This window comes from Alteromonas infernus (assembly GCF_902705815.1).
On sequence record NZ_CACSIG010000008.1, the window covers coordinates 85,436 to 110,806 of the forward strand.

Annotated in this window: 22 protein-coding genes and 1 pseudogene; 2 read left to right on the top strand and 21 right to left on the bottom strand. The window is 43.0% G+C overall.

Going from position 1 to position 25,371, the window contains the following annotated elements:
• Positions 1-310 precede the first annotated feature (310 nt).
• The gene (locus ACX5J7_RS02270; protein WP_020746774.1) at positions 311-1,309 is read left to right on the top strand and encodes an NADP-dependent oxidoreductase; all 999 of its coding nucleotides are present in this window, start codon (positions 311-313) and stop codon (positions 1,307-1,309) included.
• 78 nt (positions 1,310-1,387) lie between these two features.
• Here ACX5J7_RS02270 and ACX5J7_RS02275 read toward each other — a convergent pair whose 3' ends face one another.
• The 7 genes and pseudogenes from ACX5J7_RS02275 to ACX5J7_RS02305 all read right to left on the bottom strand — a co-directional run bounded on the left by ACX5J7_RS02275 (position 1,388) and on the right by ACX5J7_RS02305 (position 7,590).
• On the bottom strand, positions 1,388-2,452 hold the full coding sequence (locus ACX5J7_RS02275; protein ID WP_024017179.1) for a GGDEF domain-containing protein: 1,065 nt from the start codon (positions 2,450-2,452) through the stop codon (positions 1,388-1,390).
• A gap of 72 nt (positions 2,453-2,524) precedes the next feature.
• Positions 2,525-3,208: an ATP-binding response regulator gene (locus ACX5J7_RS02280; RefSeq protein WP_498706145.1), complete on the bottom strand. Its 684-nt coding sequence runs from the start codon at positions 3,206-3,208 to the stop codon at positions 2,525-2,527.
• Positions 3,174-4,451: a histidine kinase dimerization/phospho-acceptor domain-containing protein gene (locus ACX5J7_RS02285; RefSeq protein ID WP_498705954.1), complete on the bottom strand. Its 1,278-nt coding sequence runs from the start codon at positions 4,449-4,451 to the stop codon at positions 3,174-3,176. The genes ACX5J7_RS02280 and ACX5J7_RS02285 overlap by 35 nt, the downstream gene beginning before the upstream one ends.
• Positions 4,452-4,470: 19 nt before the next feature.
• On the bottom strand, positions 4,471-5,493 hold the full coding sequence (locus tag ACX5J7_RS02290) for an ABC transporter substrate-binding protein (RefSeq protein ID WP_023559972.1): 1,023 nt from the start codon (positions 5,491-5,493) through the stop codon (positions 4,471-4,473).
• Between the two features lie 123 nt (positions 5,494-5,616).
• Positions 5,617-6,603, bottom strand: a complete 987-nt coding sequence (locus ACX5J7_RS02295; protein WP_012520010.1) for an LLM class flavin-dependent oxidoreductase — start codon at positions 6,601-6,603, stop codon at positions 5,617-5,619.
• Between the two features lie 176 nt (positions 6,604-6,779).
• Positions 6,780-7,007, bottom strand: a pseudogene (locus ACX5J7_RS02300) (glutaredoxin family protein); the annotation flags it as partial.
• Between the two features lie 52 nt (positions 7,008-7,059).
• The gene (locus ACX5J7_RS02305; protein ID WP_024017182.1) at positions 7,060-7,590 is read right to left on the bottom strand and encodes a DUF305 domain-containing protein; all 531 of its coding nucleotides are present in this window, start codon (positions 7,588-7,590) and stop codon (positions 7,060-7,062) included.
• 147 nt (positions 7,591-7,737) lie between these two features.
• Between ACX5J7_RS02305 and ACX5J7_RS02310 the strand changes: the two genes are divergently transcribed.
• On the top strand, positions 7,738-8,175 hold the full coding sequence (locus ACX5J7_RS02310; RefSeq protein ID WP_147402509.1) for an ion channel: 438 nt from the start codon (positions 7,738-7,740) through the stop codon (positions 8,173-8,175).
• A 168-nt stretch (positions 8,176-8,343) separates the two neighbouring features.
• Here the strand turns inward: ACX5J7_RS02310 and ACX5J7_RS02315 are convergent, their stop codons facing one another.
• From ACX5J7_RS02315 to ACX5J7_RS02380, 14 genes are all read right to left on the bottom strand, one after another.
• Positions 8,344-8,814 carry a YybH family protein gene (locus ACX5J7_RS02315; protein ID WP_040816290.1) on the bottom strand — a complete coding sequence of 157 codons (471 nt, stop codon included), beginning with the start codon at positions 8,812-8,814 and terminating at the stop codon, positions 8,344-8,346.
• A 13-nt stretch (positions 8,815-8,827) separates the two neighbouring features.
• On the bottom strand, positions 8,828-9,721 hold the full coding sequence (locus ACX5J7_RS02320; RefSeq protein WP_498705958.1) for a CopD family protein: 894 nt from the start codon (positions 9,719-9,721) through the stop codon (positions 8,828-8,830).
• Between the two features lie 18 nt (positions 9,722-9,739).
• Entirely contained in the window at positions 9,740-10,087 is a 348-nt protein-coding gene (locus ACX5J7_RS02325) for a copper resistance CopC family protein (RefSeq protein ID WP_009575238.1), read from the bottom strand.
• 38 nt (positions 10,088-10,125) lie between these two features.
• On the bottom strand, positions 10,126-13,287 hold the full coding sequence (locus tag ACX5J7_RS02330) for an efflux RND transporter permease subunit (RefSeq protein WP_024017187.1): 3,162 nt from the start codon (positions 13,285-13,287) through the stop codon (positions 10,126-10,128).
• Between the two features lie 15 nt (positions 13,288-13,302).
• Positions 13,303-15,057 (bottom strand): efflux RND transporter periplasmic adaptor subunit, encoded by a 1,755-nt coding sequence (locus ACX5J7_RS02335; RefSeq protein WP_348681811.1) that lies wholly within the window; start codon positions 15,055-15,057, stop codon positions 13,303-13,305.
• Complete coding sequence (locus ACX5J7_RS02340) at positions 15,057-16,442, bottom strand: TolC family protein (RefSeq protein ID WP_474376596.1); 1,386 nt, start codon at positions 16,440-16,442, stop codon at positions 15,057-15,059. Before ACX5J7_RS02340 ends, ACX5J7_RS02335 begins: the two co-directional genes overlap by 1 nt.
• On the bottom strand, positions 16,442-16,939 hold the full coding sequence (locus tag ACX5J7_RS02345) for a DUF411 domain-containing protein (protein WP_024017190.1): 498 nt from the start codon (positions 16,937-16,939) through the stop codon (positions 16,442-16,444). Before ACX5J7_RS02345 ends, ACX5J7_RS02340 begins: the two co-directional genes overlap by 1 nt.
• A gap of 103 nt (positions 16,940-17,042) precedes the next feature.
• Complete coding sequence (locus ACX5J7_RS02350) at positions 17,043-17,420, bottom strand: hypothetical protein (RefSeq protein WP_024017191.1); 378 nt, start codon at positions 17,418-17,420, stop codon at positions 17,043-17,045.
• A gap of 187 nt (positions 17,421-17,607) precedes the next feature.
• Positions 17,608-18,369 (bottom strand): permease, encoded by a 762-nt coding sequence (locus ACX5J7_RS02355; RefSeq protein ID WP_498705961.1) that lies wholly within the window; start codon positions 18,367-18,369, stop codon positions 17,608-17,610.
• On the bottom strand, positions 18,341-18,820 hold the full coding sequence (locus tag ACX5J7_RS02360; RefSeq protein WP_498705962.1) for a permease: 480 nt from the start codon (positions 18,818-18,820) through the stop codon (positions 18,341-18,343). The genes ACX5J7_RS02355 and ACX5J7_RS02360 overlap by 29 nt, the downstream gene beginning before the upstream one ends.
• Before the next feature lie 255 nt (positions 18,821-19,075).
• Positions 19,076-19,708, bottom strand: a complete 633-nt coding sequence (locus ACX5J7_RS02365; protein ID WP_024017193.1) for a cation diffusion facilitator family transporter — start codon at positions 19,706-19,708, stop codon at positions 19,076-19,078.
• Positions 19,709-19,816: 108 nt separating this feature from the next.
• The gene (locus ACX5J7_RS02370) at positions 19,817-22,927 is read right to left on the bottom strand and encodes an efflux RND transporter permease subunit (protein WP_024017194.1); all 3,111 of its coding nucleotides are present in this window, start codon (positions 22,925-22,927) and stop codon (positions 19,817-19,819) included.
• A 60-nt stretch (positions 22,928-22,987) separates the two neighbouring features.
• Entirely contained in the window at positions 22,988-23,917 is a 930-nt protein-coding gene (locus ACX5J7_RS02375) for an efflux RND transporter periplasmic adaptor subunit (RefSeq protein ID WP_024017195.1), read from the bottom strand.
• Positions 23,910-25,307, bottom strand: a complete 1,398-nt coding sequence (locus ACX5J7_RS02380) for a TolC family protein (protein WP_498705963.1) — start codon at positions 25,305-25,307, stop codon at positions 23,910-23,912. Before ACX5J7_RS02380 ends, ACX5J7_RS02375 begins: the two co-directional genes overlap by 8 nt.
• Between the last annotated feature and the right edge of the window lie 64 nt (positions 25,308-25,371).

Sequence of the window (25,371 nt, forward strand, 5' to 3'; positions counted from 1 at the left end):
CTATTTACGCACTTTTATCGCATTTTTTACAATTTTAGCTACAACTTCGACGATTTTATAAGCACAATTGATAACCTCAGGTTAACTTGAGATAACAAAAATGTTAATTTCATTTTAATAATCTATAACTAGTATCTATTGGTACTACTATGCTGTTTCACTCAAATTTATAAAGTAGGTCTATATACGGTTGAGTTTATAACCATCAGCCCCACACTTTTATAAGCAGATAGCTGTCCCATAACAGGTGGCCTCGCTATCTAAAGTGCCAAGAAGGCAAACAATGTTTAACGTGTTACTGGAGGATACAATGTCAACTTACAAAGCGATTACGCTGGTTCAACGCCCCCACGATAGGAAAATTGGCCCTCACCTCTTTGAAACCAAAGAGTTAGAAGTCCCTACACCAAAAGACGGCCAGATCCTTATTAAGCAGACCCATATGTCGTTAGACCCAGCAATGCTTGGCTGGATGAGTGAAGACAGAGAAAGCTATATTCCTCCGGTAGAACTTGGCGATGTAATGCGCTCAAGTGGGGTTGGTGAAGTCGTTGAATCTAAGAACCCTGACTTCTCGGTTGGCGATAAAGTAATGGGCATGACCGGCTGGAGCGAATATGTGCTTAGTGACGGCTCTGGATTTAATAAGCTTCAGGACGGGGTAACAGAGGAAATGGCGCTCTGTGTCTTCGCTCTGCCGGGTTTAACCGCCACCACTGGACTTTATAACTTTGGTGAACCAAAGGAAGGCGAAACACTCATCGTAACCGGCGCTGCGGGCTCTGTAGGTTCAATGGTAGGCCAGCTTGCGAAGGCTGACGGGTTACGTGTTATTGGCGTTGTAGGTAGCGAGGAAAAAGCAGACTGGATTGTCAACGAGCTTGGATTTGACGGTGCAATCAATTACAAGACCGATGATTTAGAAGAAAAGCTCACTGAGCTTACGCCAGACAAAATTGATGTGTTTTTCGAAAATACCGGCGGCCCCATTCAACATCACATCGTCAATAGAATGAATACGCATGGACGGATTGTAGTGTGCGGAATGATTGCCGACTACCAGGCGGACAACCCGTCACCAGGCCCGAACTGGATACCATTAATTAAAAAACGTATTAATATTCGCGGCTTCGCTATGCCTGATCACTGGGGTGAAATTCCAAAGATCCTAGAAAAACTGACGCCTTATGTGCAGCAAGGCAAAATTAAATACCGTGCACATACTATCGAAGGCCTCGATAATGCAGAGAAAGGGTTAAATATGCTTTTCGAAGGTAAGAACACCGGAAAAATGATTGTTAAGCTATAAAGGCTAAGCATAAGATATAGCGCGCATTGCATCGCGATGCGCGCTACATGCCATTGTTTAACGTTTCATCACTACACTTCAAACTTGAGTGATTACGAACTGGGCCTTGCCGTTTGCTTTGGCCTCGTACAGTGCTTTGTCGGCCTCATCAATTAACCAGTCAATTGAAACATCAGTGACCGATTCGGCGAATACAACCCCAATGGAGCAACTCATTAGCGGGTGCTTAGCGCCTTGCGCATGTTCTATTGCCGTTTCTTTCCACTTATCTAACAGTGCTTTCGCTTGCGTTGTTGCTTGTGATTTTTCTATATCGCTTAGTACCACAATAAACTCTTCACCGCCGTAGCGCCCTAAAATATCGGTTTCGCGCTTGAAAACCTGTTTCATGATGCGCGCTTGTATTTTTATGGCTTCATCACCTTGCTGGTGACCAAAACTGTCGTTGTACTTTTTAAAGTCATCTAGATCGAGCATCATTACCGCCATCGACACCTTGTGACGTTGACTGAGTGCCACAAGCTTTTCGCTTTGCTCGCGCAGCGCTCGGCGGTTCAATAAATCAGAAAGTGGGTCAAACTTACTCAGTTTAAGCAGTCTCTCGTTCGTCTCTTTAAGCAGGTGTACACTGCGGTCTAACCGATATCTGGCATACACGCAGATAAACAAAGAGCCCGCAACAAAGGCTGCAGAGATGGGCACTCGATCACCATAAACAGGCGTAATCCACATTAACCCCAAAAAACCTAAAATGTTAATTACGTTTACCGAGGCTGCTAGTTTGAAAGGAATGCCAAGGGCAAAAACACAGAAGAAGGCATATAAAATTGTACCCTCGTAAGGGAAAATGAAGCTGTGCTCTTGCCAGCACACAAAAATAAGCCAATAGTTGCTATAGGTGAGGGCCGCGAGTAAGCCCGCAAATACGTATGCTCTGTGCTGAATAAACTTACGCCAATAAGAGGCCACCACCACCGCAAATACAATAGGGAGTTGAAGTAATAAGCGGTCGAATATGTACAGCTCGTACATAGTACTAGGCAGCAGCATGAGATCGGCTGTCATGAAAACAACGATAAGCACAGCACCAATAATTAGCGCGATACGCAGGCGCTTTAACTCACTTGGTCTATTTATCTGCACATGCCACCCTAAGCAACAAAGTTAAAATTGAACGTAAGCCCATTGGCTTATTTGGTTTACGCTTGCATAACCTTAACTATTATCAGTAACTTCTTGCCCAATCGCCAGTTTCAATAGACTTTCTTGTAACGCTTCAATAGTCACAGGTTTCGTTACAATATCGTCCATACCCGCTTCTTTAAATGCGATATGACGCTCTTTGAAGGCTTCTGCGGTAAGCCCAATCACCGGGATCTGGCCAAGTGTACCATCAAGCTTTCGAATGCGCTTAGTGGCCTCTATACCGTCCATAACCGGCATGTGCACATCCATAAAGACCACATCTATGCCGCCCTCTTCAACGCGCGCGGTGGCTTTCAACCCATTATCAACATGCTCAACGTCACACTGAAGCTGCTCTAAAAGGGCTTGAGCTACAACAGCGTTAATTGCGTTGTCTTCTGCTAACAAAACTTTTAGCCCCGCTAGTACGCTAGCACCTTGCACATCACGCCCTTCATCTAAATGCATAGAAGATTCAACCTTCAATCGAGACTGTACATTTGCGGTAACCGTAAAGCACGACCCTTCGCCGACTTTACTGACGACCTTAATATCACCACCTAACAGCTGTGTTAGCTGTCTTGCAATGGCAAGCCCAAGCCCGGTCCCGCCATATTCGCGGGTTATTGAAGAGTCTGATTGCGTAAATTTATCGAAAATATGCTCTAAGCGGTCTGGTTCAATACCAATACCCGTATCTTTGACGGCAACCACCAAACGGTTTTCGCACACCTCTTCTGTGGACGGGTTTTTTTAGTTTGGCAGAGATACTTACCGTACCTTTGTGAGTAAACTTAATCGCGTTACTCACTAAGTTAATAATGATTTGGCGAAGCTTCGTGATGTCACTGGTTACCGCCACCGAGTCCATATTTTTGCTGGTATAAACAAGCCTTGTATTATTAGCGCTTGCATTGGTACCTAATAGTGTAATCAAATCGCGGAGCATATTATCAAGAGCAAACTCAGTAACATCTATCTCTGACATACCCGATTCAATTTTAGACAAGTCCAGCACATCGTTAATTACCGTAGCAAGTATTGAGGCTGATGACTTGAGGTCACTTGCATATTGATGCTGCTTTTCTGTTAAAGGGGTATCAAGAAGCAGTGTTGCAAGCCCTTGTATTCCATTAAGTGGCGTACGTATTTCATGACTCATTACCGCAAGAAAATCGGTCTTCGCGCGGTTAGCTTGCTGCGCTTGTGCAACATACTGCTCAATCTCACCAGACATCGCTTCTACGTCTCTAGCAAGGCGACCTAACTCGTCATTTTGCTGTAGGTCAATATTGACCTTCTTATGGTCTAAAGCAATTCGACTTGCAGCAGATTTAATTTTCTCGATGGGAGATACCACAAAGACTTGCGTCACTTTGCCCATTAAAAGGCTGACAATAACCACCGCAAACAACGTAACTAAAGAGGTGAGCGACGCGATGGTAGACAAAGAAGATTGAAGCGAATCGGCCGGCTGTAAAATCGTAACTTTCCAATTCCAGGGCGCGAATTCAGCGCAGGCAAACAGCACGTCAGCATCGTTGACGTTAGACTCTCCGAACGCCACGCTGCGATTTGCAATGGTAGCCTTATTGGCGTTTTCAACATCAAGCACCAACGGGCGCGTCATGGTGCTAAAAATTACCGTTTCAGTGCTTTTATCGGTTATTGCGAAGTGTCTATCAGTGGTTTGATGAAGTGACTTTAATTCTTCAAATACCTCTTTTTGATAGGCATCCCTAAATACCGGCACGTTCTCTAAGCCAGATTCAATAAGCAAGTCACGCCGCTCATCAATGATTTCAAGTACGTTTAACGAGAGCGTTTGAGTAAGCAGCTGATACTCTCTTTCTCTTACCGAGTCGTACGCCGTTAAGTAGGCCCAATACCCTGTAAGTGCCATTCCAATTAACAAAATTGGAATGTAAATAATCAATAGTTTCGATTTAATACGCATACTTACTTCTAACTAGGCCTTATTGATACACATGTTCTTTGGAAAGCTTTAAATAGCTTGAGGGGATGGGCAATTGCAGCTGAATTGCCGTAGAGACATTTACGGCTACTGAGTAGGTGTCCATTTTCACCACCGGAATCTCCATCGCCGATTTTTTTTCTAATATCAGTTTCGCTTTTCTTGCCGCTGACTTTCCTATGCTGCTTGGCTCTGAAACCACGCCAATTAGCGCACCCTCTTTAACCGCTGCAATACTTTCTGCGAACAAAGGGAGTAACCCGGTTTCTTTTTTTACTTTTTTCACCAAATTGGAGGCTACGGCCAGTGGACCTGAAGAAAGCCAGTAACCATCCAGCTCAATCGCTTTTTCCTGTAAAATATCAGTAATTCTATCCGTCATTTCTAGAAGCCCTGCATCACCCTCTAAATATGGGGTACTGATGGGCACCAAGTTAATGTTTTTATATTGACCGTCTATCGTAAGCAGTTGATTAACCAAATTACTTGAAGATGGGTAGGTAGAATGTACTAACCCGATAGTCAGCGGTGTATCCGGTTTAGATGCTTTTAGCACACCTTCCAACATATCAAGCTTTACTTTTGCATCTAGCACGTGGGACTCACCCGTCATATTGCGCTTACTGATTGCGCCAATCGCCGGCACTATGCCCTCTTCCACCGGCGCCGAAACAACCATGAATAGTTTTGGCACATCAAGAAAGTCATCTGACGCATTTAACGCACGAGTAGCAAGTGTAGCTGCCGAAACAATAAGATCGGGTGCCGGCTTATCCGCCAGTTCTTTTAGGATAGCTTTTGCTCGAATTTCTGAACCTTCGGCGTTGTATATCGTTATATTGAGTTCATGGTCTGGCATGATACGCGCTAATTCTTTTTCGAATTCCACACGCGATTCGGTAACAATGGGGACAGGTAGGGTTTCTATTATAACAAGGTCAATCGTCTCGCTCGCCCATGCAGCCCTTGCACTTAACACGAGAGAAAAGAACGTAAACAACAAGGAAACGCTGACCTTTGTCATGATTGTGAACCTTAAACAAACAACTGAAAAACGCGACTAAAGTCGTATCATAAAGTTATTCGACGGTTATGCATAGGAGAAGTTATAACCAACGAGCGAGAACTGGTAATAACGGTCCGTGAATTAGGTAGCGATGTCCGCAAACGCCTTAACACTGAACAAACGAGCATCTATGTCGTAAATTGGCATAGAAACAATAATCTCATCAATTTGTGTCGCCTCTACGAAGTCGTTGAGCTTTTCCTTCACCGTCTCCTTGGACCCCACCAAGGCGTACCTAAGTACGTTAGCTAGCATTGCTTCATCTGATGCAGTGCAATAGTTATCAAAGTCTGCCATCGGCTTGGCAAAGGGCTTGTTTAAGCCCCGGCGCATATTCATAAACTGCTGTTTGACCGAAGTAAATAAAAGCTCAGCTTCTTCATCAGTCTCTGCAATCACCACCATGACACCTGCCATGGCTTGTGGTGCTGACAATTGCGATGAAGGCTTAAACATATTGCGGTAGACATGCAGTGCATCGAATAGCGCATCGGGCGCAAAATGGGAGGCAAACGAATAAGGCAAGCCCATCTTCGCCGCTACTTGCGCACTGTAAAGGCTAGAACCTAGCAGCCATAGCGGTACGTGGGTATCAGCCCCTGGTACGGCCACAATTGGCTGACTGTCTTGTGGTGTGCCAAGATAGTGCTGTAGCTCTTGAATGTCTTGAGGATAATTATCCACATCGCTTTGTAAATTACGACGAAGTGCCCTTGCAGTGGCCATATCCGTGCCGGGAGCGCGGCCAAGACCTAACTCTACACGCCCAGGAAACAACTCCGCTAAGGTGCCAAATTGCTCTGCAATTACCAAAGGTGCATGGTTAGGCAGCATAATGCCACCTGCACCAATCTTAATGCTAGAGGTAGCATTGCCAATGTGGGTTAGCACGACAGAGGTAGCTGAACTCGCCACACCGTGCATGCCGTGATGCTCGGCCAACCATACACGCTCGTAGCCACTGCGCTCAGCTTCAACTGCCATCAGCTTCGAGTTGTTTAGCGCGTCTTTAACGCCAAACCCTTCAGATATTGGCGCTAAATCTAGCAATGAATAGGGTATAGCCATGTTGCCTCGCAATGTGGAAAATTGGTAATGACTTATAAGTATGAACGTGTCGTACGTTTTACAACGGTTGTTTTAGTTATGTAAGACGGGCGGGTAGGGTTTGTCGATGAAGTGGCGAACAATAAAGAGGTGTGTAGGCACCATGCCGTTTTACTTTCTCTCAGAGACCGCAATCAATACACGAAAAAGCCAGGCGTATACGTAGTACCCGTTTGCCCTGCTTCGCCTTTATTGAAATACTCTCTCAAATCATCGTACCCGCCAACTCGTTGGCCGTCGATAAAAGCTTGTGGGGTCGTTTGTACATCATGCTTGGCTTTAAATTCGTCAGCTTCTTGTCTAGAGGTGAGTTCATGATCTTCTACTTCATATCCTTGTCTCTCTAACAAGTCTTTGGATCTCAAACCTTAGGGACAAATATGCTCATCAGTCACCATTCTATATAGTTTAACTGTTTTACTCATCTTCCCCTCCTTTTCCGACTTTACCCTCAAACGATGGAACTGGTCTTTGGGATGCTTCAGCCTGTGTGATCGCCTTACCATTGGCTTCAATGTCTTTAATTAACCATTCCATTTCTTTAATTTCCTTGCGCTGGGCCTTGATAATGTTATCGGCTAACTCCCTGACGCGAACGTCTTCAATGCCTGAACGTTCACTAGTCAATATTGCAATTGAGTGATGCGGTATCATCGCTTTCATGTAAGAAGAATCTGCGACCGTTGTCTGAGAGCGAACCAAATAGACGCACACCAAGAATACAGATGCCGCCCCAATAAAAATCGCTGTATTTATTTTCTTATTGGTGTACATTCCCAGCATAAACGCCAACATAATTATGGCCATCCCCGCCCCCATATAGAGCGCCATATACGAGCGTGTTTCGCTGAACCAAATATGCGAAACAGTATAGGTGTTAAGATACATCATAATGAACATCGCAGTAGTAGAGGTGATAATCATCGCTGCAAACTTGGAATATTTCATTAGCAATCCTTATTAAGATTTGTAAACTTTACATAAATCTGGCCGTACTTAAGCCATTTAAAACCAAATTCTTGAATTTTAGCAAATAACGAACCAACATTATGAACCTATGAGGGTTTGACAGTTTGAGTTAAGCAGAGGGGATCAATGGTTTTAGCAGTTTTAATCGCACTAGTTGGCGTCTTAGCGGCCTGTTTGACACATTACTATGTACTGTACGGACTTCAACGGTATTATGTAAAATGTGACTGCTGTCTTTCGGTATGGCAGGCGATGCTTGCATTACTTATAATATTTGCAGTACATATTGTTGAGTCATTTTACTTTACAGGCATATATTGGGCTGCTCACCAACTCCTTGAGCTTGGTGAATTTACTAAAGCGTTTAAACCAATTTTCAGAGATTACTTTTACCATTCATTAGTGACTATGACGACCCTAGGGTTGAGTGAGTTCAACCCCGAAGGCCATATTAAATTCATCACAGCGATGCAATCACTTCTAGGCTTTATGATGCTGACATGGTCTGCTACGTTTTATTACAAACTTTTTTCGCAAGAAATTCCAAACAAAAAAAGCAATTAAACTCTTACGAACAACAGCACGATTTCACGGTTTTCCGACATATATCAATTAAGTTGCGACAAGCTTTAGCGCACTCCTGATAATACTGGGTTCCATTTTTTCTCAAAGCTTCGCACAGATAACACTGTGGTGAAGTCAATTTTATTCTCAGTCTTTTTTACCAATAAATTAATGAGACCAATGAATGTGCTTGATTTTCCATTCACCATTTTGTTTTTCCAGCACCATTGTTTCCATACCTTCGTAATCGCGCTCTTTACCCTTGTAAGAGCCTGTAGTATGACTACGCGAGGCCGATATCGCAGTATTACCAAGAACTGTCACTTGGTGCTCTAATGTTTCGCTCTTCATAGCCGCCAAGTACTTCATATCAGACAACATATGATGATGAGCGTATTCGTCTGCGCTTCTTTCAACACGACCGCCCTCATAAATGGTGACATCATCAGCTAATTGAGCACGCGCAAGCTCTTTGTTACTTGTTTCTAACGCTTCATGAAAAGCTAATACAACTTTTGCAGCTGGGGTATCCAGCCCTTTAAGCATTCCTTTATCTTTTTGTTTGTCACCATGAGCGTGAACTACAAAGCTAACCGTCATTAATAAAACGAGTAGTATATTTCTTTTTTTCATTTTCATTCTCTTTTCAGGTTTAATTTACAGGGCCGACAATACTAGTAAGCACTGCTGTTACAGATAAAATGGCAATAGCTACAAACATTTCAATTGAGATTGATTTGGATAATGTTTTTCTGCCATCATTATTTTTGAGCTGCGGGACTAATTTCAATTTATGTGTAGCGGCTATCTTCATTACGCAAATCACTAACAACAATTTAACTAATATGGTTTGTCCATAATTAGTAAATAGCAGAGCATCTAATCCACCCACCAACTGAATTGCCAATAATAAGCCAGCGATTAAGAGCAGACTTACCATGACACTAGCTTGTTTTCCAAACCTTTCCATCAATTGATAAAGCTTTTCGAATTCCAACTTATTGCAGGCTTTTTTAAGAGGGTAAAGGGCACCAAACCACCACGCCATTACAATGACATGCACCATTAATAGACCTTTTTCAAAGACCCCCATGACGGAAACGTGTCCAGCCAAAGTAAATGAATAAGAAAGAAAAAATAGACATATGACAAGCACGGCGTTTAAGACATATTTAGTAAGCGTCCAAACACAAAATTGAGAAGAAATTACTACTATCGCAACCCCAATCAGGCCAATCAAGCGCCATAGTGTGGTATCGCCTATTGACGAATCCCACATGATACTAATCATATCTAGGTCTAGCGCTCCTACTATTCCTTCTTCAACCGTTGCGCCAGTGTTAGCAAAGAACCAAATTGCATTTGCTAGAAAAGCTATTAAGGCGGCAATAAGGGTTATCTGACTAAATGATCTTCTTTCTCCATTTTCCAAAGTATTACCGCCGTACACATTGCCAAAAAATGTATATCCAGCAATACAGGCAAAGCCAACGTAGAACGCAGTTTTCGTCAGCACTATGACCGTATTCCAGATATAAATTTCCATAGTAATTACTCTACTTAATTAATGAACCATGAAGCCAAAGTTGTCCTTCATCTTGTGACCATCTTTACCTAAGAAAGTGACATCTACGATGTAATTGGCTGGAGCCAACTGAGGTAGCTTCCATGAGAATTCACTGCTCGCTTCTTTTGAAGGTTGAAAGCCAAACTTTACTTTTTTTCCCTGCTTATTTTTTAACGATACTTTGACTAAACGCACTTCTTTACTGAACTTAAGTGTAAGTTCCTCTGGGGATGTCATTAACATTGCATTATCCGAAGGCGAACTTTTTTCAAGATTTACGTGTGCGAACACAGCGCTACTAATAACAACGCTGATTACCGCTAAGATTTTGATTAATGCTTTCATATTTACCTCTTTTAAAATTTATGGTTTGACGACTAAATTTAGCTTTTTGATAACTCTTGATTAAAGAAATTTATTTCTCTCTTTTTAACAATTGAATAAATAGCAGGCAGTACAATGAGAGTTAGTAACACTGCACTCGTCATCCCACCGACCATAGGTGCTGCGATGCGACTCATGACCTCCGAACCAGTGCCTGTTCCATATAAAATAGGTAATAGACCGATGATGATTGTTGCCACGGTCATCATGACAGGGCGTACACGCAAACCAGCGCCATGTAACAAGGCATCTTGATAATCTGCGTCAGAAATCTGTTCTGCTCGCTCGGTCGCTTTTTCCTTGAGATCTGTAAGAGCTTGATTCAAGTAAACCAGCATGATGACTCCAATCTCTACGGCAACACCTGCTAGCGCAATAAAACCAACACCTACAGCGACGGAAAAGTTAAATCCTTCCAAATACATTAGCCATAAGCCACCAATCATTGCCATAGGTAATGTCACGACAATAATGGCTACTTCGCTAAACGAGCGGAAATTCAAATAGAGCAAGATCAAAATAATGGCTAGCGTTAAGGGCAAAACAAATGTCAATTTTTCTTTTGCTCTTTCCATATATTCATACTGCCCAGCCCAAGAGATTGAGTAACCTGTTGGAATTTCTAGATTTTGCTCAAGGTACTCTTTAGCATTCTCTACATATGTCCCGACATCCACGCCTTCGATATCAATGAATGACCAGCCATTAATGCGAGCGTCTTCACTTTTTATTCCCGGAGCGCCATTCTCAACACGGATATCTGCTACATCTCCCAATGCGATACGCTGATCATTCGGAGTAATAACAGGCAATCTAGCGAGTTGCTCAGGCGAATCTCTATAGTCTTGTGGATATCTTAAATTGACAGGGTAACGCTCTTGTCCCTCCACAGTTTGAGTGACATTCATGCCTCCAATAGCCGTCGATACCACCTGCTGAACATCAGCAATATTTAACCCGAATCGACTCGCCTTTTCACGAGAAATATCTATCTTGATATAACGGCCGCCAGCTACACGCTCGGAATAAACCGATGCTGTTCCCTCTACCGCTGGTAACAATTGTTCAATTTGCTGACCTATTTCTTGAATCTTATCAAGGTCAGGTCCTGCTACCTTTATTCCAACAGGAGTTTTGATACCCGTCGCTAGCATATCTATCCGGGTTTTTATTGGCATCACCCAAGCATTTGTTAAGCCGGGTAATTTAACCAATTCATCAAATTCAGCTTTTAAACTTTCAGTGGTTACTCCGTCTCGCCACTGCTCTTGTGGTTTCAACTGAATGAATGTTTCAATCATCGTTAAAGGGGCAGGGTCAGTGGCGGTTTCAGCACGACCAACTTTGCCAAAGACGGTCTCGACTTCAGGCACTGTGCGAAGTAACTTGTCCGTTTGTTGTAATAATTCGCGAGCTTTACCAATGGATATGCCGGGGTAAGTTGTTGGCATATACATCAGGTCACCTTCATCCAATGGCGGGATGAATTCACTACCAATCTTATTAACAGGCCAAAAACCCACGGCGGTAACCAATAACGCAATTACAATGGTTGATTTAGGGAATTTCATAACCTGTCTTAACACAGGCATATACAGAGCGGTCAGTACGCGGTTCAATGGGTTTTTCTTTTCCGATATAATCTTTCCACGAATAAAATATCCCATAAGAACGGGAACCAGAGTTATTGCCAATCCAGCGGATGCAGCCATCGCATAGGTTTTAGTGTATGCAAGAGGGGCAAACATTCTTCCTTCTTGAGCTTCTAGAATAAAGACTGGTAAGAATGACACTGTGATAATAAGTAGACTGAAAAACAATGCTGGACCAACTTCACTTGCAGCTTTAGCAACAATTTGCCAACGGTTTTCATCCGTCAATGGCACGCCCTTTTTATTAAGAGCTTCCATGTGCTTGTGCATATTTTCAATCATTACAATTGCACCGTCCGTCATGGCTCCTATCGCTATTGCAATCCCACCTAATGACATAATATTGGCATTGATACCTTGCATGTACATGATGATAAAAGACACCAAAATTCCTAAAGGCAAGGTAATAATTGCGACAATGGAAGAACGTAGATGAAACAAAAATGCCGCACAAATTAGTGCAACCACAATTAGCTCTTCAATCAATTTATCTGATAGATTGCTAACCGCTCGTTCAATTAACTTAGATCTGTCATAAACAGGAACAACTTCAACACCTTCAGGCAAAGAGGCTTTTAATGATTCAAGTTTTTCTTTTACACCGTCAATTGTTTGCTGTGCGTTTTCTCCAAAGCGCATTACCACGACGCCACCAACAACTTCGCCTTCACCATTTAACTCCGCTATCCCTCGGCGCATCTGTGGACCCAATCCAACATCAGCTATATCGCCAATACGCAATGGCGTACCCTGCTCATTAACGCCTAACGGTATTTTTTCGATGTCACCAACGGATTGAATATAGCCAGTGGCAGTTACCATGTACTCAGCTTCGGCCATTTCAACAACAGACGCACCTGTTTCTTGGTTACCTCTTTTCAGCGCCATTTGAACGTGAGTCAATGGTATGCCGTAGGCTCGCAACTTATCTGGATCAACTTGAACTTGGTATTGTTTAACCATGCCACCAATTGCAGCGACCTCAGAAACTCCCGGAACCGTTTGAAGCTCGTATTTTAAAAACCAGTCTTGGATACTTCGCAACTGACTAAGATCATGATTACCAGATTTATCAGTGAGCGCATATATATAAACCCAGCCCACACCTGTTGCATCAGGCCCTAGCTGTGGTTTTGCTGCATCTGGTAAACTCGAAGCAACTTGACTCAAATACTCCAACACACGACTCCTTGCCCAATAAAGGTCTGTGTCGTCGTCAAATATGATGTAGACATATGAGTCGCCAAAGAACGAATAACCTCGAACCGTTTGTGCTCCCGGTACTGAAAGCATCGCAGTAGTTAAAGGAAAAGTTACTTGATCTTGTACTACCTGAGGTGCTTGTCCCGGATAACTCGTTTTGATAATTACTTGAACATCTGACAAGTCAGGAAGCGCATCGACAGGTGTATTTTTTAACGCAAATATTCCACCAAATGCGATGATAAGCGTGGTTAATAACACAAAGAAACGGTTACCCACTGACCATCTAATTATTGATTCAATCATTACTAATCTCCCTATTTAATGGTTCGAATGATCGACAACAGCTTTCTGTTCATGATTTGTCTCATGTTCGTCGCTGTTTTTTTCATTTGCTTCAAGGGAAATTTCAGTGATAACCAATTCATCTCTCACTTCAAACGTGAAAGTGACGTTGTCACCAACATTAAAGTCAGCTATTTCTATATTTTCCGCGACGATAAAATCCATCGTCGCAGCAGGTCTATCCCACTTCTCTATTGGGCCTCGACTAATATTGAAAGTGCGATTGCCTAAGGTTATTTCATTAATTAAACCTGAGACTGTTGCAGAGGATACTTCTGGCTGACTCATGATATGAATACCAGTTACTTCATATCCACTATCTTCGGTTTTAGACACCTCGAAGTGTAAAGATTGACCTGACTTTAAAGAGTCAACATCAACATTCTCAGCCACATTAAAGTCCATTGTCATTTCCGGCCAATCCCAAGCTTCAGCCGGGCCATGTGTAATATTGACCATACGATGTCCTGTCATGACGCTGTTTACTTCACCTTGCATCCAGATAGAGTTCGGCACCTCATCATGTGTCATACGCTTAAAGTCTGATGACTTACTTGATTCCGAATCAATTAGGAATTGAGCAGACGTAACAACAACATCATCTTCATTTAAACCGCTCAGAATCTCGATACTATCTTTATCAACTCGACCAATAGTTACCTCAATTGATTTAAACTGTCCGTCACCTAAGGCGAGGACGACTCTGTCTTGCTTGCCTGTGCGTATGACCGCTTCTTTAGGAACAATAATCGCACTGTCGGCTTGATTCGCATGGATCGAAACTTGTGCGAACATATTGGGCTTTAATTGAAAATCAGGATTACCAAATTTCAAGCGAACTCTAAGTGTGCGAGTTTTACTGTTTAATGCTGGGTAAACATAGTCAACCACACCTGTCCAATCTTCTCCGGGCAAGTAGTCTAGAGTCATCGATACTGGCAACCCTTCTTTGATAAGCGCTGCATCTCGTTCAAACACTTCAGCCTCTACCCATACTTGGTCAAGTTTGCCGATACTAAGCAAAGTATCTCCCGGTTTCACATAGAAACCTTCTCGTATCTTTAACCCATCTACAACACCTGCTTGAGGCGAATAAAAGGTAATTGTTTGTTGAACTTTTTTTGTTTGCTCTAGTTCTTTAATCAAGCCTGCTGAAAGTTGTAAGGCTTTAAGACGATCTTTAGCTGCCGTAACTAACGAGCCGTTATTGCGCTTTAAGGCGATTAACAATTCTTCTTGAGCATTAACTAACTGGGGAGAATATAAGCTGTAAAGGGGTTGACCTTTTTCTACAGGGTCACCCTCAGCCTTAACGTATAGTTTTTCGATCCAGCCATCAACACGTGGGTGGATATGAATTAGTTTATCTTCGTCATATTGTACATAACCCACCGTAGAGATTTCAGTGTGCATATTTTCTAGCTCAACAGGTGCGGTACGAACACCAAGATTATTCACCACATGAGGAGCGACCCTAACAGCACCGGGGCCGAAGTCATCAGTTGATGATTCATCTTCATACACAGGAATTAAGTCCATCCCCATAGGAGATTTACCGGGCTTGTCCCGGCGGTAGTTAGAATCCATCGGGGCAACCCAATAAAGCGGCTTTTTCTCTTCAGAATTTGTTTTCGGTCCTTCAGAGTTAGGATTTAGGAATAAACCCAATGTCCCAGCACCTATTGCTGCACCAATGATGATCGCGATAATTATTTTTGTATTAGATGACATTATTTCTCTCCGAATTTACCAGTGTGTGCGGGTGCTGATTTTGAATGTGACTGTGCGAAGAAATAATTGATACGAGTTACTGTTTTCAATGCATCAACATCTATTTTTAGTGCGGAAATTCTGGCATTAAGCATTGCGATTCTAGCTCGAACAACTTCAGAAAAATCACCATCATCGTTGGTATAAGCAGTCAACGAAGCTTCTGCTTGGTCGTGGGTTTGCGTAAGCAATTGTTCTTTATATATTGACTGCCTTTCTGATAGTCTTTTCAGCTGCCTTAGCTCTTTTTCAATTTCGCTAATCATTTGTTTTGTTAACAGCAATTTCTCTGTTCTGACAGCTTCTGTTTCCGCGATTGATGCGGCAACTTGTTTATCTTGTCTATTTTCAGTGAATAACGGTAAATCAAACGTCACACCAACAGAAAACAAGTCTGCTCTATTATCTCCTGATGGCATATCATCACGATAGGCATAGCTGGCGTTTACTCCCCACTGGGGCTTATATTGTTGTTTGGCTATATCAACAGCTGTTTCAGTCACTTTTTTCTGAACATCAATTGAGCGAATCGCAGGGTGATTTTCTAATTCTAATGCCAGAGCATTTCGCGAATAATGAGCCTTCTTTAAAAATGCGGGGGTTTGCAATCGAATTTCAGGTAGAGTTTCTGAGACATTGAATGCCATTGGTGGCGCGTCAAAATCAAACGCTTTTTCATAGTTACTGTCATCATAAAGATGAAGCCATTCGTTTAGACGAGCAATTGAGGTTTCTAATTTTTGCCTCTGGACTGTCAACCTATCTTCCAATTGAACGATTTCTAGTTGTGCTCGAATGACATCTTGTTGTCTTGTTTTTCCAATCACATTTGAGTAACTGGCTTTTGCTATCTCCGCCATCTGCTCAAATAGTTCCCAATCGTTCTCGATTAACTTAATGGTTTGTTGCGCTAGAAAAGCGTCTAACCAAAGTTGGGAAACTTCACTTTTCAATTTCGCCTTACGATTTTCGCGTAACAGCGGGTATTTAGTTGATTCGATTTTTAGCTGTTGTCGTTTGAGTTCCAAACTATCTCCTCTAGGAAACATTTGAGAAACTCCAACTTTAAATTGAGTCATACCTTCCTGATCTAAGTTCCATGTATCTGTTGGTAAATTCATCATGCCCACAGACATAATAGGGTCAGGCAAGGTTCCAGAAGCTATACTGTTATACTCAACAGCTTGCTGTTTCAACTTGCTGCCGTGCAGCCAAGGGTCATTTTGCTGTGCTAATGCTATCGCCTGATCAAGTGAAATGATCTTTTCTGCTTGGGCATAAAATGCAGAAAACCCGATCATTAAACTAACAGTAATCTTTAACAGACTTGGAATTCCAAATTTCATTAGAATTGCTCCTCATAGGTTTTCACCTCTGCATACACTTCGCTAGTACCATCTTTAAATAGAATCAACACGTTATAAGGCATAAAACGTTCACCTACTTCCATCCCCGGAGAGCCAACAGGCATCGCTGGGACTGACAAACCAATGGCGTTGTTGTGTTTTTCAGCTAAAAATTGTTTTATGAATTTGGCAGGCACATGCCCTTCAAACGCAAAGCCATTTCTAGTAACGGCTGTATGACAAGAGCGATAATTAGGTTTGATACCGTACTTAGTTTTTATATTGGAGATGTTGCGGTAATCTTTGGAGTGCGCAATCACCCCTTCATCTTCAATATGGGTTATCCACTTTTTGCAACATCCACAAGTCGGAGTTTTGTAAACTAATAACTCGATTAGCTTTGCTTCGACATGACTTTCATGATTATGCTCGGTAGCGTGAGTAAACGCTGGTATTAGCAGTATAGCTACCGCTAACTTAAAAAATAATTTGATCATTTTGCCCCCAGACAATGCTGGATAAAATATAGGCGCAATAGCGCTTAATTAATTAACAAGAAAAGTTATTCTGTGCGTAAATTTTGGACGCACTAACCCTGTGTTAGGCAAATATTGGTGGACGGAAAAGGGAAGTAGACATTGACTTTGGGTGTTCAGCGCCTTGGTTCACTATAGCTTCAGTAAAGCCCAAAATATCAGGTGAACCATTGTTTGAATTCAAAAATGTGACTGATGTACATGCATTTGCAGGACAAATACAGTCTACGTCGCAGCAGTCTTTTGAACTTGAAGCACTAGCCTTCATATCACCATGTTCCATACCTTCATGAGACTTCATTGAAGAGTGTTCCATAGTCATATGAGATTGATGAGAATCTGCCGACATTTCACAAGACATAGATGTATAAGCCAATGCTTGCCCAACAAAGGCAGTAAGCATGGCAACAACAACTAAGACTTTTGAAAGTGGTTTAAACATACAGTTCTCTTAAAAATACCTTATCATGATAATCTAAACTTGTGTTTGTGTAAATGATACAGAGCGTTCCCTCTCAAAAAAACTAACTGAGCACAACGGTTATCAGCAATTCAGATGTGACTGTATAGACGAGGCTAGAAGTAGGATCGATGCAAGTCGCCCAATTTAAGAAAAATGCGCTTGTAGATTAGAAAAATGGAAGCACAGCCACACCAATTGCAAGCCATCCATACGCGACAATCGAAAGCGACAGCAGTAACCAGTCGCCAAGGCTTCGATTAGTTGACATCGATTTTTCTTTTTTATAGTACTGCCAAACGATGAATGCAGTGGTTAGCGCGAGAAAGAGCAAGTTCAAGAAAAACGTGTAGTCTATGTTAAAAAACTCACGATCTGTCATTGACTGAAATCCTGAAGCATCAGGCAAGTGTCCCAAGAGATCGAGTCCATAGTGCATGACGAGCGATACGCCCACAAGCGCACATAGAAATACAATCAGTATATAAATGGCCATTTTCCAGCCATAGTACTGCGCCTGAATCCGCAACACTGGAAATACCACCAGATCACTAAAGATAAACGCCATTACTCCAGCGAAACTTACCCCCTGCCCGAATAACACGGCCGCTAGCGGAATGTTGCCCATGGAGCCGATAAAAGTAAAAAAGGCCGCGACGGGGCCAACGATGGTTTGCGCAAGAATTTGCAAAAAGGAATTCGATTCTTGCCCGGCTCCGATGAAAAGTGATTGAAAAAATTCAGTGGGAACAAATACCGCAATGATACCGGCGACAGTGAATCCAATGGTTACATCTTTCCATACCATCTTCCATTCCATCGTGTAGCGGCTAGCAACTTGGTGCCATCCCGCTTTACTCACTATTTTATCTTTCCAGCTTTTTTCCTTGCTATTCGCTTGGCTATCGCCACCTTCTGCTTTTTTTTGCATGCTCTCGCGACTTTTCCTCAAACTCTTTTTTACACGTCAGTTTGACCAACAGCCAAACGGCTAGGATAAGTAGAATACCACCGACATATTCTCCTACAACAAACTGCCACCCAAGAAAAATAGAAATGATTATGCCTAATTCCACCACCAAATTGGTGGACGCCAACATGAAAGCAAGAGAAGGGATTAAGCCTGCACCTTTTACAAATAGAGCACGCGTTGTAGATAAAGCTGCGAAGGAACAGGAACTGGAAATAAAACCAAAGAAAGTGCCCAATGCGACACTTTTGGGTCCGGTTTTTCCCATGGATTTTTGCATTCTCTCTTTGGTGACAAAAACTTGGATCATTGAGCTTATTAGGTAACCAAGCGCGAAGGCCCAAAAAGCCATCCAAAATAGGCCCAAAGTAGTGTGGGCGGCCTCTTGCCATTGCGTTAAAAACTCACTCATGTTTCCCCTCCTTTCGCACGATGTAAATCTAACCCTGATTCAGTTAAAAGCTTTATGGGTTCCTGTTGATTTTTATATCCTAAACATTGGCTAAATGGCTTCGTACACTCTGTGTAGTCTTCCGAAGACTAGGCGCTTCGTTTTATCTGCTCAGTTAACAGCATTACCTGATAAAAATCTAAGTAACTAAAAAACGATTATAGTTTCTATACTATGAATTAAGTCAGTTTTGAGAGAAAGTATTGTATTCGCCAGTTACTTCTTATCAACGTTGATTTCTCTTGCTTTAGTGTAGGCCTCCCAACCTTCTTTTGCTGCATAAGGTACAATGAGCAACGCCGCCACAGGATCTGCCCACCACCAACCTAACCAATTTACCAATAGCAAACCAGCAAGAACAACGATAGTCTGGTATAAACAGATAAAGGTATCTTTGGCATCGGCAAGTAACGCTGGGCTGTCCAGCTTACGACCATATTTTCTTTTGAAATAAATAAGAATAGGGTTGATAAGCAAAGAAGTAACTAAAATGATTAACCCCATAGTGCTCCAGCTTGAAGTTTGCTGACTAAGAAGTTTTGTAATTGAATCATAAGATATAAATATACAGACCAAAGTAAATGATACTGCAATCACGTAGAGAGTAATTTTCTTCCGTCTATTTACCTGATCTTCATCAATTCCTTTAAGCTCACCGTGTAGACGCCAGCCAAGGGTGGCAGCACTTACCACCTCTATTGTGCTGTCCAATGCCCACCCTATGAGCGCTGAACTATTGGCAGTTATCCCTGCTACTAAGGCGACTATTACTTCAATTGCATCATAGATGACATTTAATATTTGAAGCGTTCTCGCCTTTTTTAAATCCCTTTTTATTGTTGGTTCCATACTTTTTCCTGCAACGTCAAAAAATGAACGACACGACAATATTCTAGTTTCGCCGTTCTGGTTAATTCGAAATAAGGGCTTTCGTCATTAATCAGAAAGCCCTTAACATTAGATCGCAGTTTTGCTGTGAACGAGTCTGTAGAGTACAGGTAGTACAACCAGAGTTAATAAGGTAGAGGATATGATCCCACCAATGACCACCGTTGCCAGAGGTCGCTGCACCTCTGCGCCAGTACCTACGTTAAGCGCCATGGGCACGAAACCAAGACTCGCCACTAACGCGGTCATCAGCACTGGCCGCAAACGTGTCATTGCACCATCAATAATCGAGTTTACTAACTCGCCAGTTTCTTCCATCCTCTGCCTGATAAAAGATAGCATCACCAGACCATTCAATACAGCTATACCAGAGAGCGCGATAAAACCAATCCCTGCGGATATTGAAAGAGGCATATCTCTGATCCAAAGCGCAAAGATGCCGCCAGTTAATGCCAAAGGGACGCCTGTAAAAATTATCAAGGCGTCTTTGACTGAGCCGAATGCAATCACAAGTAATGTAAGGATCAGAAAAAGCGTTGCGGGCACAACCAAATTCAGTCGCTGACTTGCGCTTTCCAATTGCTCAAACGTACCGCCATAACTTATCCAGTAGCCACTTGGCAGTACCACATTGGCTGCGATCTGCTCTTTAGCATCATTCACAAAAGAGCCTAAATCACGATCTCTCACATTTGCTGTGACTACGATACGGCGCTTTGCGTTTTCTCGACTTATTTGACTGGGTATATTGGTATATTCAAGCTCAGCCACCTCGGCGATTGGCACATACTCACCATCATTGGTCATGATGGGTATATTTCCCAGTGCTTCTAAGTTATTGCGAATATCTTCAGAATAACGAACAACAATCTCAAAACGTCTGTCACCTTCAAATACTAAGCCTGCTACTTTGCCGCCAATGGATGCACTTAACCATGTTTGCAAGTCAGTTACGTCTAAGTTGTAACGCGCCAGCGCATAAGGTTTCGGGTTCACCTTGAAGATGGGGATCTCATCTACTTGTTCTACTCGTGCGTCAGCAGCGCCCGGAATACCTTGTAATACGGCTAAGACATCACCAGCTGAATCCCGCAGCTTATCCAGATCATCACCATAAATTTTGATCCCTAAATCTGCTCTAACGCCACTAATCAATTCGTTAAAGCGCATCTGTATGGGTTGCGTAAACTCATAGTTATTGCCGGGCACATTTTGAAGATCCCGTTCTAATTGCTCGACAAACTTCGCTTTCGATAATGCAGGGTTTGGCCATTGATCAATTGGTTTTAACATGACAAAAGTGTCGGTGACATTGGGTGGCATAGCATCAGTAGCCACCTCAGCAGTACCCGTTTTAGCAAACACGGTGCTTACCTGTGGGTATTGCATAATGACCTGTTCAAGCCGTTTTTGCATATCGACAGCCTGCTCAATTCCCGTGCCGGGCACTCTCATTGCATGAAGGGCGATGTCACCCTCATCAAGTTGCGGCACGAATTCAGAGCCTAGACGCATCCCAAACCAAACACTGATGATAACAAGCAATGTCGCAGCACCTACGACTAACCATCGTAATTTTAATGCCCACTCCAATACAGGGCGGTAAACTGATTTAGCCCCTGTTATTATTGGACTCTCTTTTTCACTAACCTTGCCTGACATGAACATAGCAACGGCTGCGGGCACGATGGTGATTGAAAATACCATTGCCGCTAACAATGCCAATATTACGGTAGCCGCCATTGGGTGAAACATCTTCCCTTCGACACCTGTTAAGCTAAAGATAGGAATGTACACAATCGTGATTATCATCACGCCAAAAAGACTTGGGCCTATCACTTCATTCGTTGCCTCAAATACAACTTCCAGCCGTTCTTTAAGAGGCAGTATTGCACCCGTTCGCCGCTGCGATTCACTTAACCGTCTAATACAGTTCTCCACAATAATAACTGCACCATCGACAATCAGTCCAAAGTCTAACGCGCCTAAGCTCATTAGGTTCGCGCTTACGCCCGTTCTTACCATACCTGTTATCGTGGCAAGCATAGCAAGAGGGATGACAGCAGCGGTGATGATGGCAGCTCGTATGTTGCCCAATAGTAAAAATAGGACGACAATAACCAGCAATGCGCCTTCAATAAGGTTTTTTCGTACTGTGTTGATGGCTTTATCTACCAGCGCAGTGCGATCATAAACACTTTGAATAAGCACGCCCTCTGGCAAGCTTGCTTGGATTTCATCCACTTTATCAGCCACGTCTAGCGCAACAGCTCGGCTATTTTCGCCTATTAGCATCATCGCTGTGCCAAGCACAGTCTCTTGTCCTTCAAGTGTTGCAGCGCCCGTTCTAAGCTCCTTACCGATGGCGACCTCTGCAATATCATTTACCGTAACGGGAGATTGGTTTGTAAGCGTTACCACCACGTTACCGATGTCCTCAACGCTTGATAGTCTCGCTTGTGAACGTACTAGTATTTGTTGGCCGTTGCGTTCAATGTACCCAGCGCCCTGATTAGCGTTATTTCGCTCCAATGCCCGCAATAAATCGTCAGTACTAACGCCATAATTAAGCATGAGTTGAGGGTTAGGCTTTACATGATATTGTTTGGTAAAACCGCCAATAGCATTAACCTCTGTTACCCCTTTCACCAAGGCCAGTTGAGGTTTCACCACCCAATCGTGTAACTCACGAAGCGCCATCGCATCAAATTTTCTGCCATCGGCAGTTACTGTGCCGGGCTTCGCGCTAAGCGTGTACATGTAAATTTCACCCAAACCTGTGGCAATCGGCCCCATTTCAGGCTCAATACCATCGGGTAATTGGCTTTTGATAATGCCTAGCCGTTCGTTTATGAGATTTCTGGCAAAAAAGAGATCAGTGCCTTCTTCAAAAACGGCCGTCACTTGTGACAAGCCATAGCGCGATAGTGAACGTGTGTAGTCCAAGTTTGGTAAACCTGCCAAGACGTTTTCTACCAAAAAGGTGATGCGCTGTTCGGTTTCAAGCGGTGAATAGCCTTTTGCTTGTGTGTTGATTTGTACCTGAACATTAGTGATATCGGGTACGGCATCAATAGGCAGCTTTTGATAGCTGAATAGGCCAAAGCCAATTATCAAAAAACAAAGCATAAGAAAAATGCCGCGCTTTTCGATTGCGGTGCGAATAATGGAAGCTAGCATCTTAAGCCTCCCTTAAAACTGCACGCCAATTGACATGGAAACATTTGATTGGGTGAAGCGTTAATGATCATGACCTGCCTCCGACTTTTCCAAATCTGCTTTAATCATGTAACTATTGGAAGCCACGACACGTTCGCCTGTTTCAAGACCACTGATGACCTCGATATAGCGACCATCTGAGACCCCAAGCTCGACCGCTCTGGGCCTATACTCTTCACCCTCAACCACAAACACAACTTGCTTGGCTTCATACTCTTGCACAGCAGATAGAGGAACAGCATGATTGACTGACTTAGTTGATGTCGTAACCTGTGCTTTGACCAGCGTACCGAGTGGCCAATATCCAGTACTATTGTCGATACTTACATTGGCAAGAGAGTGCGGATTGCCATCAGCAGAAGGCGTAATGTAGGCAATTTTGGAGGTTTGATTGAAACCTGCGTGGCTTAGTTCAACTGACTGTCCAACCTTGATGCTGCTAAGCACCTGCGAAAATACAGTCAGTTGTGCCCATACGTTTTTATAATTAGCTAACGAAAAGAGTACTTGTCCGTTTGATAGCTCACCATTATTTGCATGTCGCGCAATCACATTGCCATCAAAAGGTGACGTGATGGGATAACTTTTCAAACTCTCATTGGACTCCACAATCGCTAAAATATCGCCTTTATTAACGGGGTCTCCAATGTTGACTTTTACATCCTTAATAACACCGTCAAACCGTGCTCTTATATGACTTAATGAGGCGGGGTCTGCACTAATTCGCCCATAAAGTGTAGTTTTTACCGCAATCTCACTAGCGAGCACGGGAGTGGCGGAAATATCGTTCTGAATTGCTATTTCATTGCTCATCCTTACGACTTCACTTGCGTGATTGTCTCTATCGTTGGAATTTGCATCAATTTGTTTATCACCTGCGATTGCGGTGAAGCTATAAAGGCTAAGGGTGAAGATGGAAATAAGTACTTTTTGTAGTGTGAATTTATTCATAATCATGACTTCTTATCGAAATGTTAGATGACTGCTGCAAATTGTCTTGGTGACTTGAGTGCATTGAGTCATCATTGTGTTCAGTCTTCAGCGCGAGACCTGTGAGTGTTTCAATTTCTGTTTTGCTTAAATGAACTTGAGAAGCAGCCTCTATTAATGTCAGGCGGGTTGTCAGAAATTCTTGTCGAGTAGTTACCCATTCCAAGTAGCTGAAACGGCCCTCTAAATATGCGCTCTCTACTAAATCTAACGCTTCCTTTAAGGGGGGAATTACGTTGAGCTGAATAGTTTCAACCTCTAGCAATGCACGTGTATGTTCGCCTAACGCTTGATTAACTGAATGTAATAGACTGCGAAGGTTGCTTTGTTTTTGCAGCTCTATTGCGTCAAGGCGTGCCCTATGCGCTTCGTATTCACCAAGGTTTCGTTCTTTTTGAAACAATGAAACGCTTATTCCGGCAACTAGTGCGGTTTCATCAATACCTTGCATTCTGCGAAGCCCGGCTGACCACTCAATATCAGCGAGGTTATTCGCTTGCGCTAGACGAAGCTGCGCAGCTTGCACACGGCTTTGTTTGGCGAAGAGATTAATATGAGGGCCACTTTGGATTGCGACTGCCAGCGCATCAAACGACGCAATTTTGTTAAAAGCAAAAAGATCGCCTTCCACACGCTTAAAGCTTGGTGTCTGCTCACCCCACATGATGGATAAACTGCGCAGGCCAAATCGAAGGTCTTGTTGAGCGAGACTAACATCGAGCTTTGCTTGGGCAAGCGCAGCTTGGGCGCGTTTTTGTTCTAACAAGGGGGATGCGCCTGCTTCAACGCGTTTCGTTACGGCATTTAATGTATAAAGTGCAAGTGTCTCTGCATCTTTTATTACCTCTAAGCTCGCCTGCAATACGAGTACTTTGATGTATCGACGATTAAGCTCACCGAGGATATCTAAGGTGCGTATTTGCTTTTCAACATCTTGCTGTATTCTCCGTTCAGAGAGTACATTCAACCTAGCTGCTGGCTTATCATTGAGCTGTAATACTGATGATAGTGTCAAGGTAACTTCAAGCTCTTTGATACCCGATACCTCGCCGGTTCCCAAAAGGTTCTCTAGTTCAACCCCGGCACTCAGTGCTGGTTTAAGCGCTGCCGTTTTTGACTCTCCGTCTATAACACGTTGTTTAAATTCAAATTCATACAAACTTGGATTGTTGGCAAGTGTCATTCTAATAGTGTCTTCAAGAGTCAGCGTTTCTCGTATGGGCGCTTGAACACTTTCGTCTACAAATCTGTTAGCTTGCACCGCATGTGCGGTCGGTGGACTGAGTAATAAGCCCAGTATGCAACTGCACACAATGACAGGTGCATGCTCGAAAATAGGAAACATTTTCATTGGAATATCCTAATAATTTATCAATGTTTAGCGTCGCGAGTATTATCGGCGCGGCACTATCGAA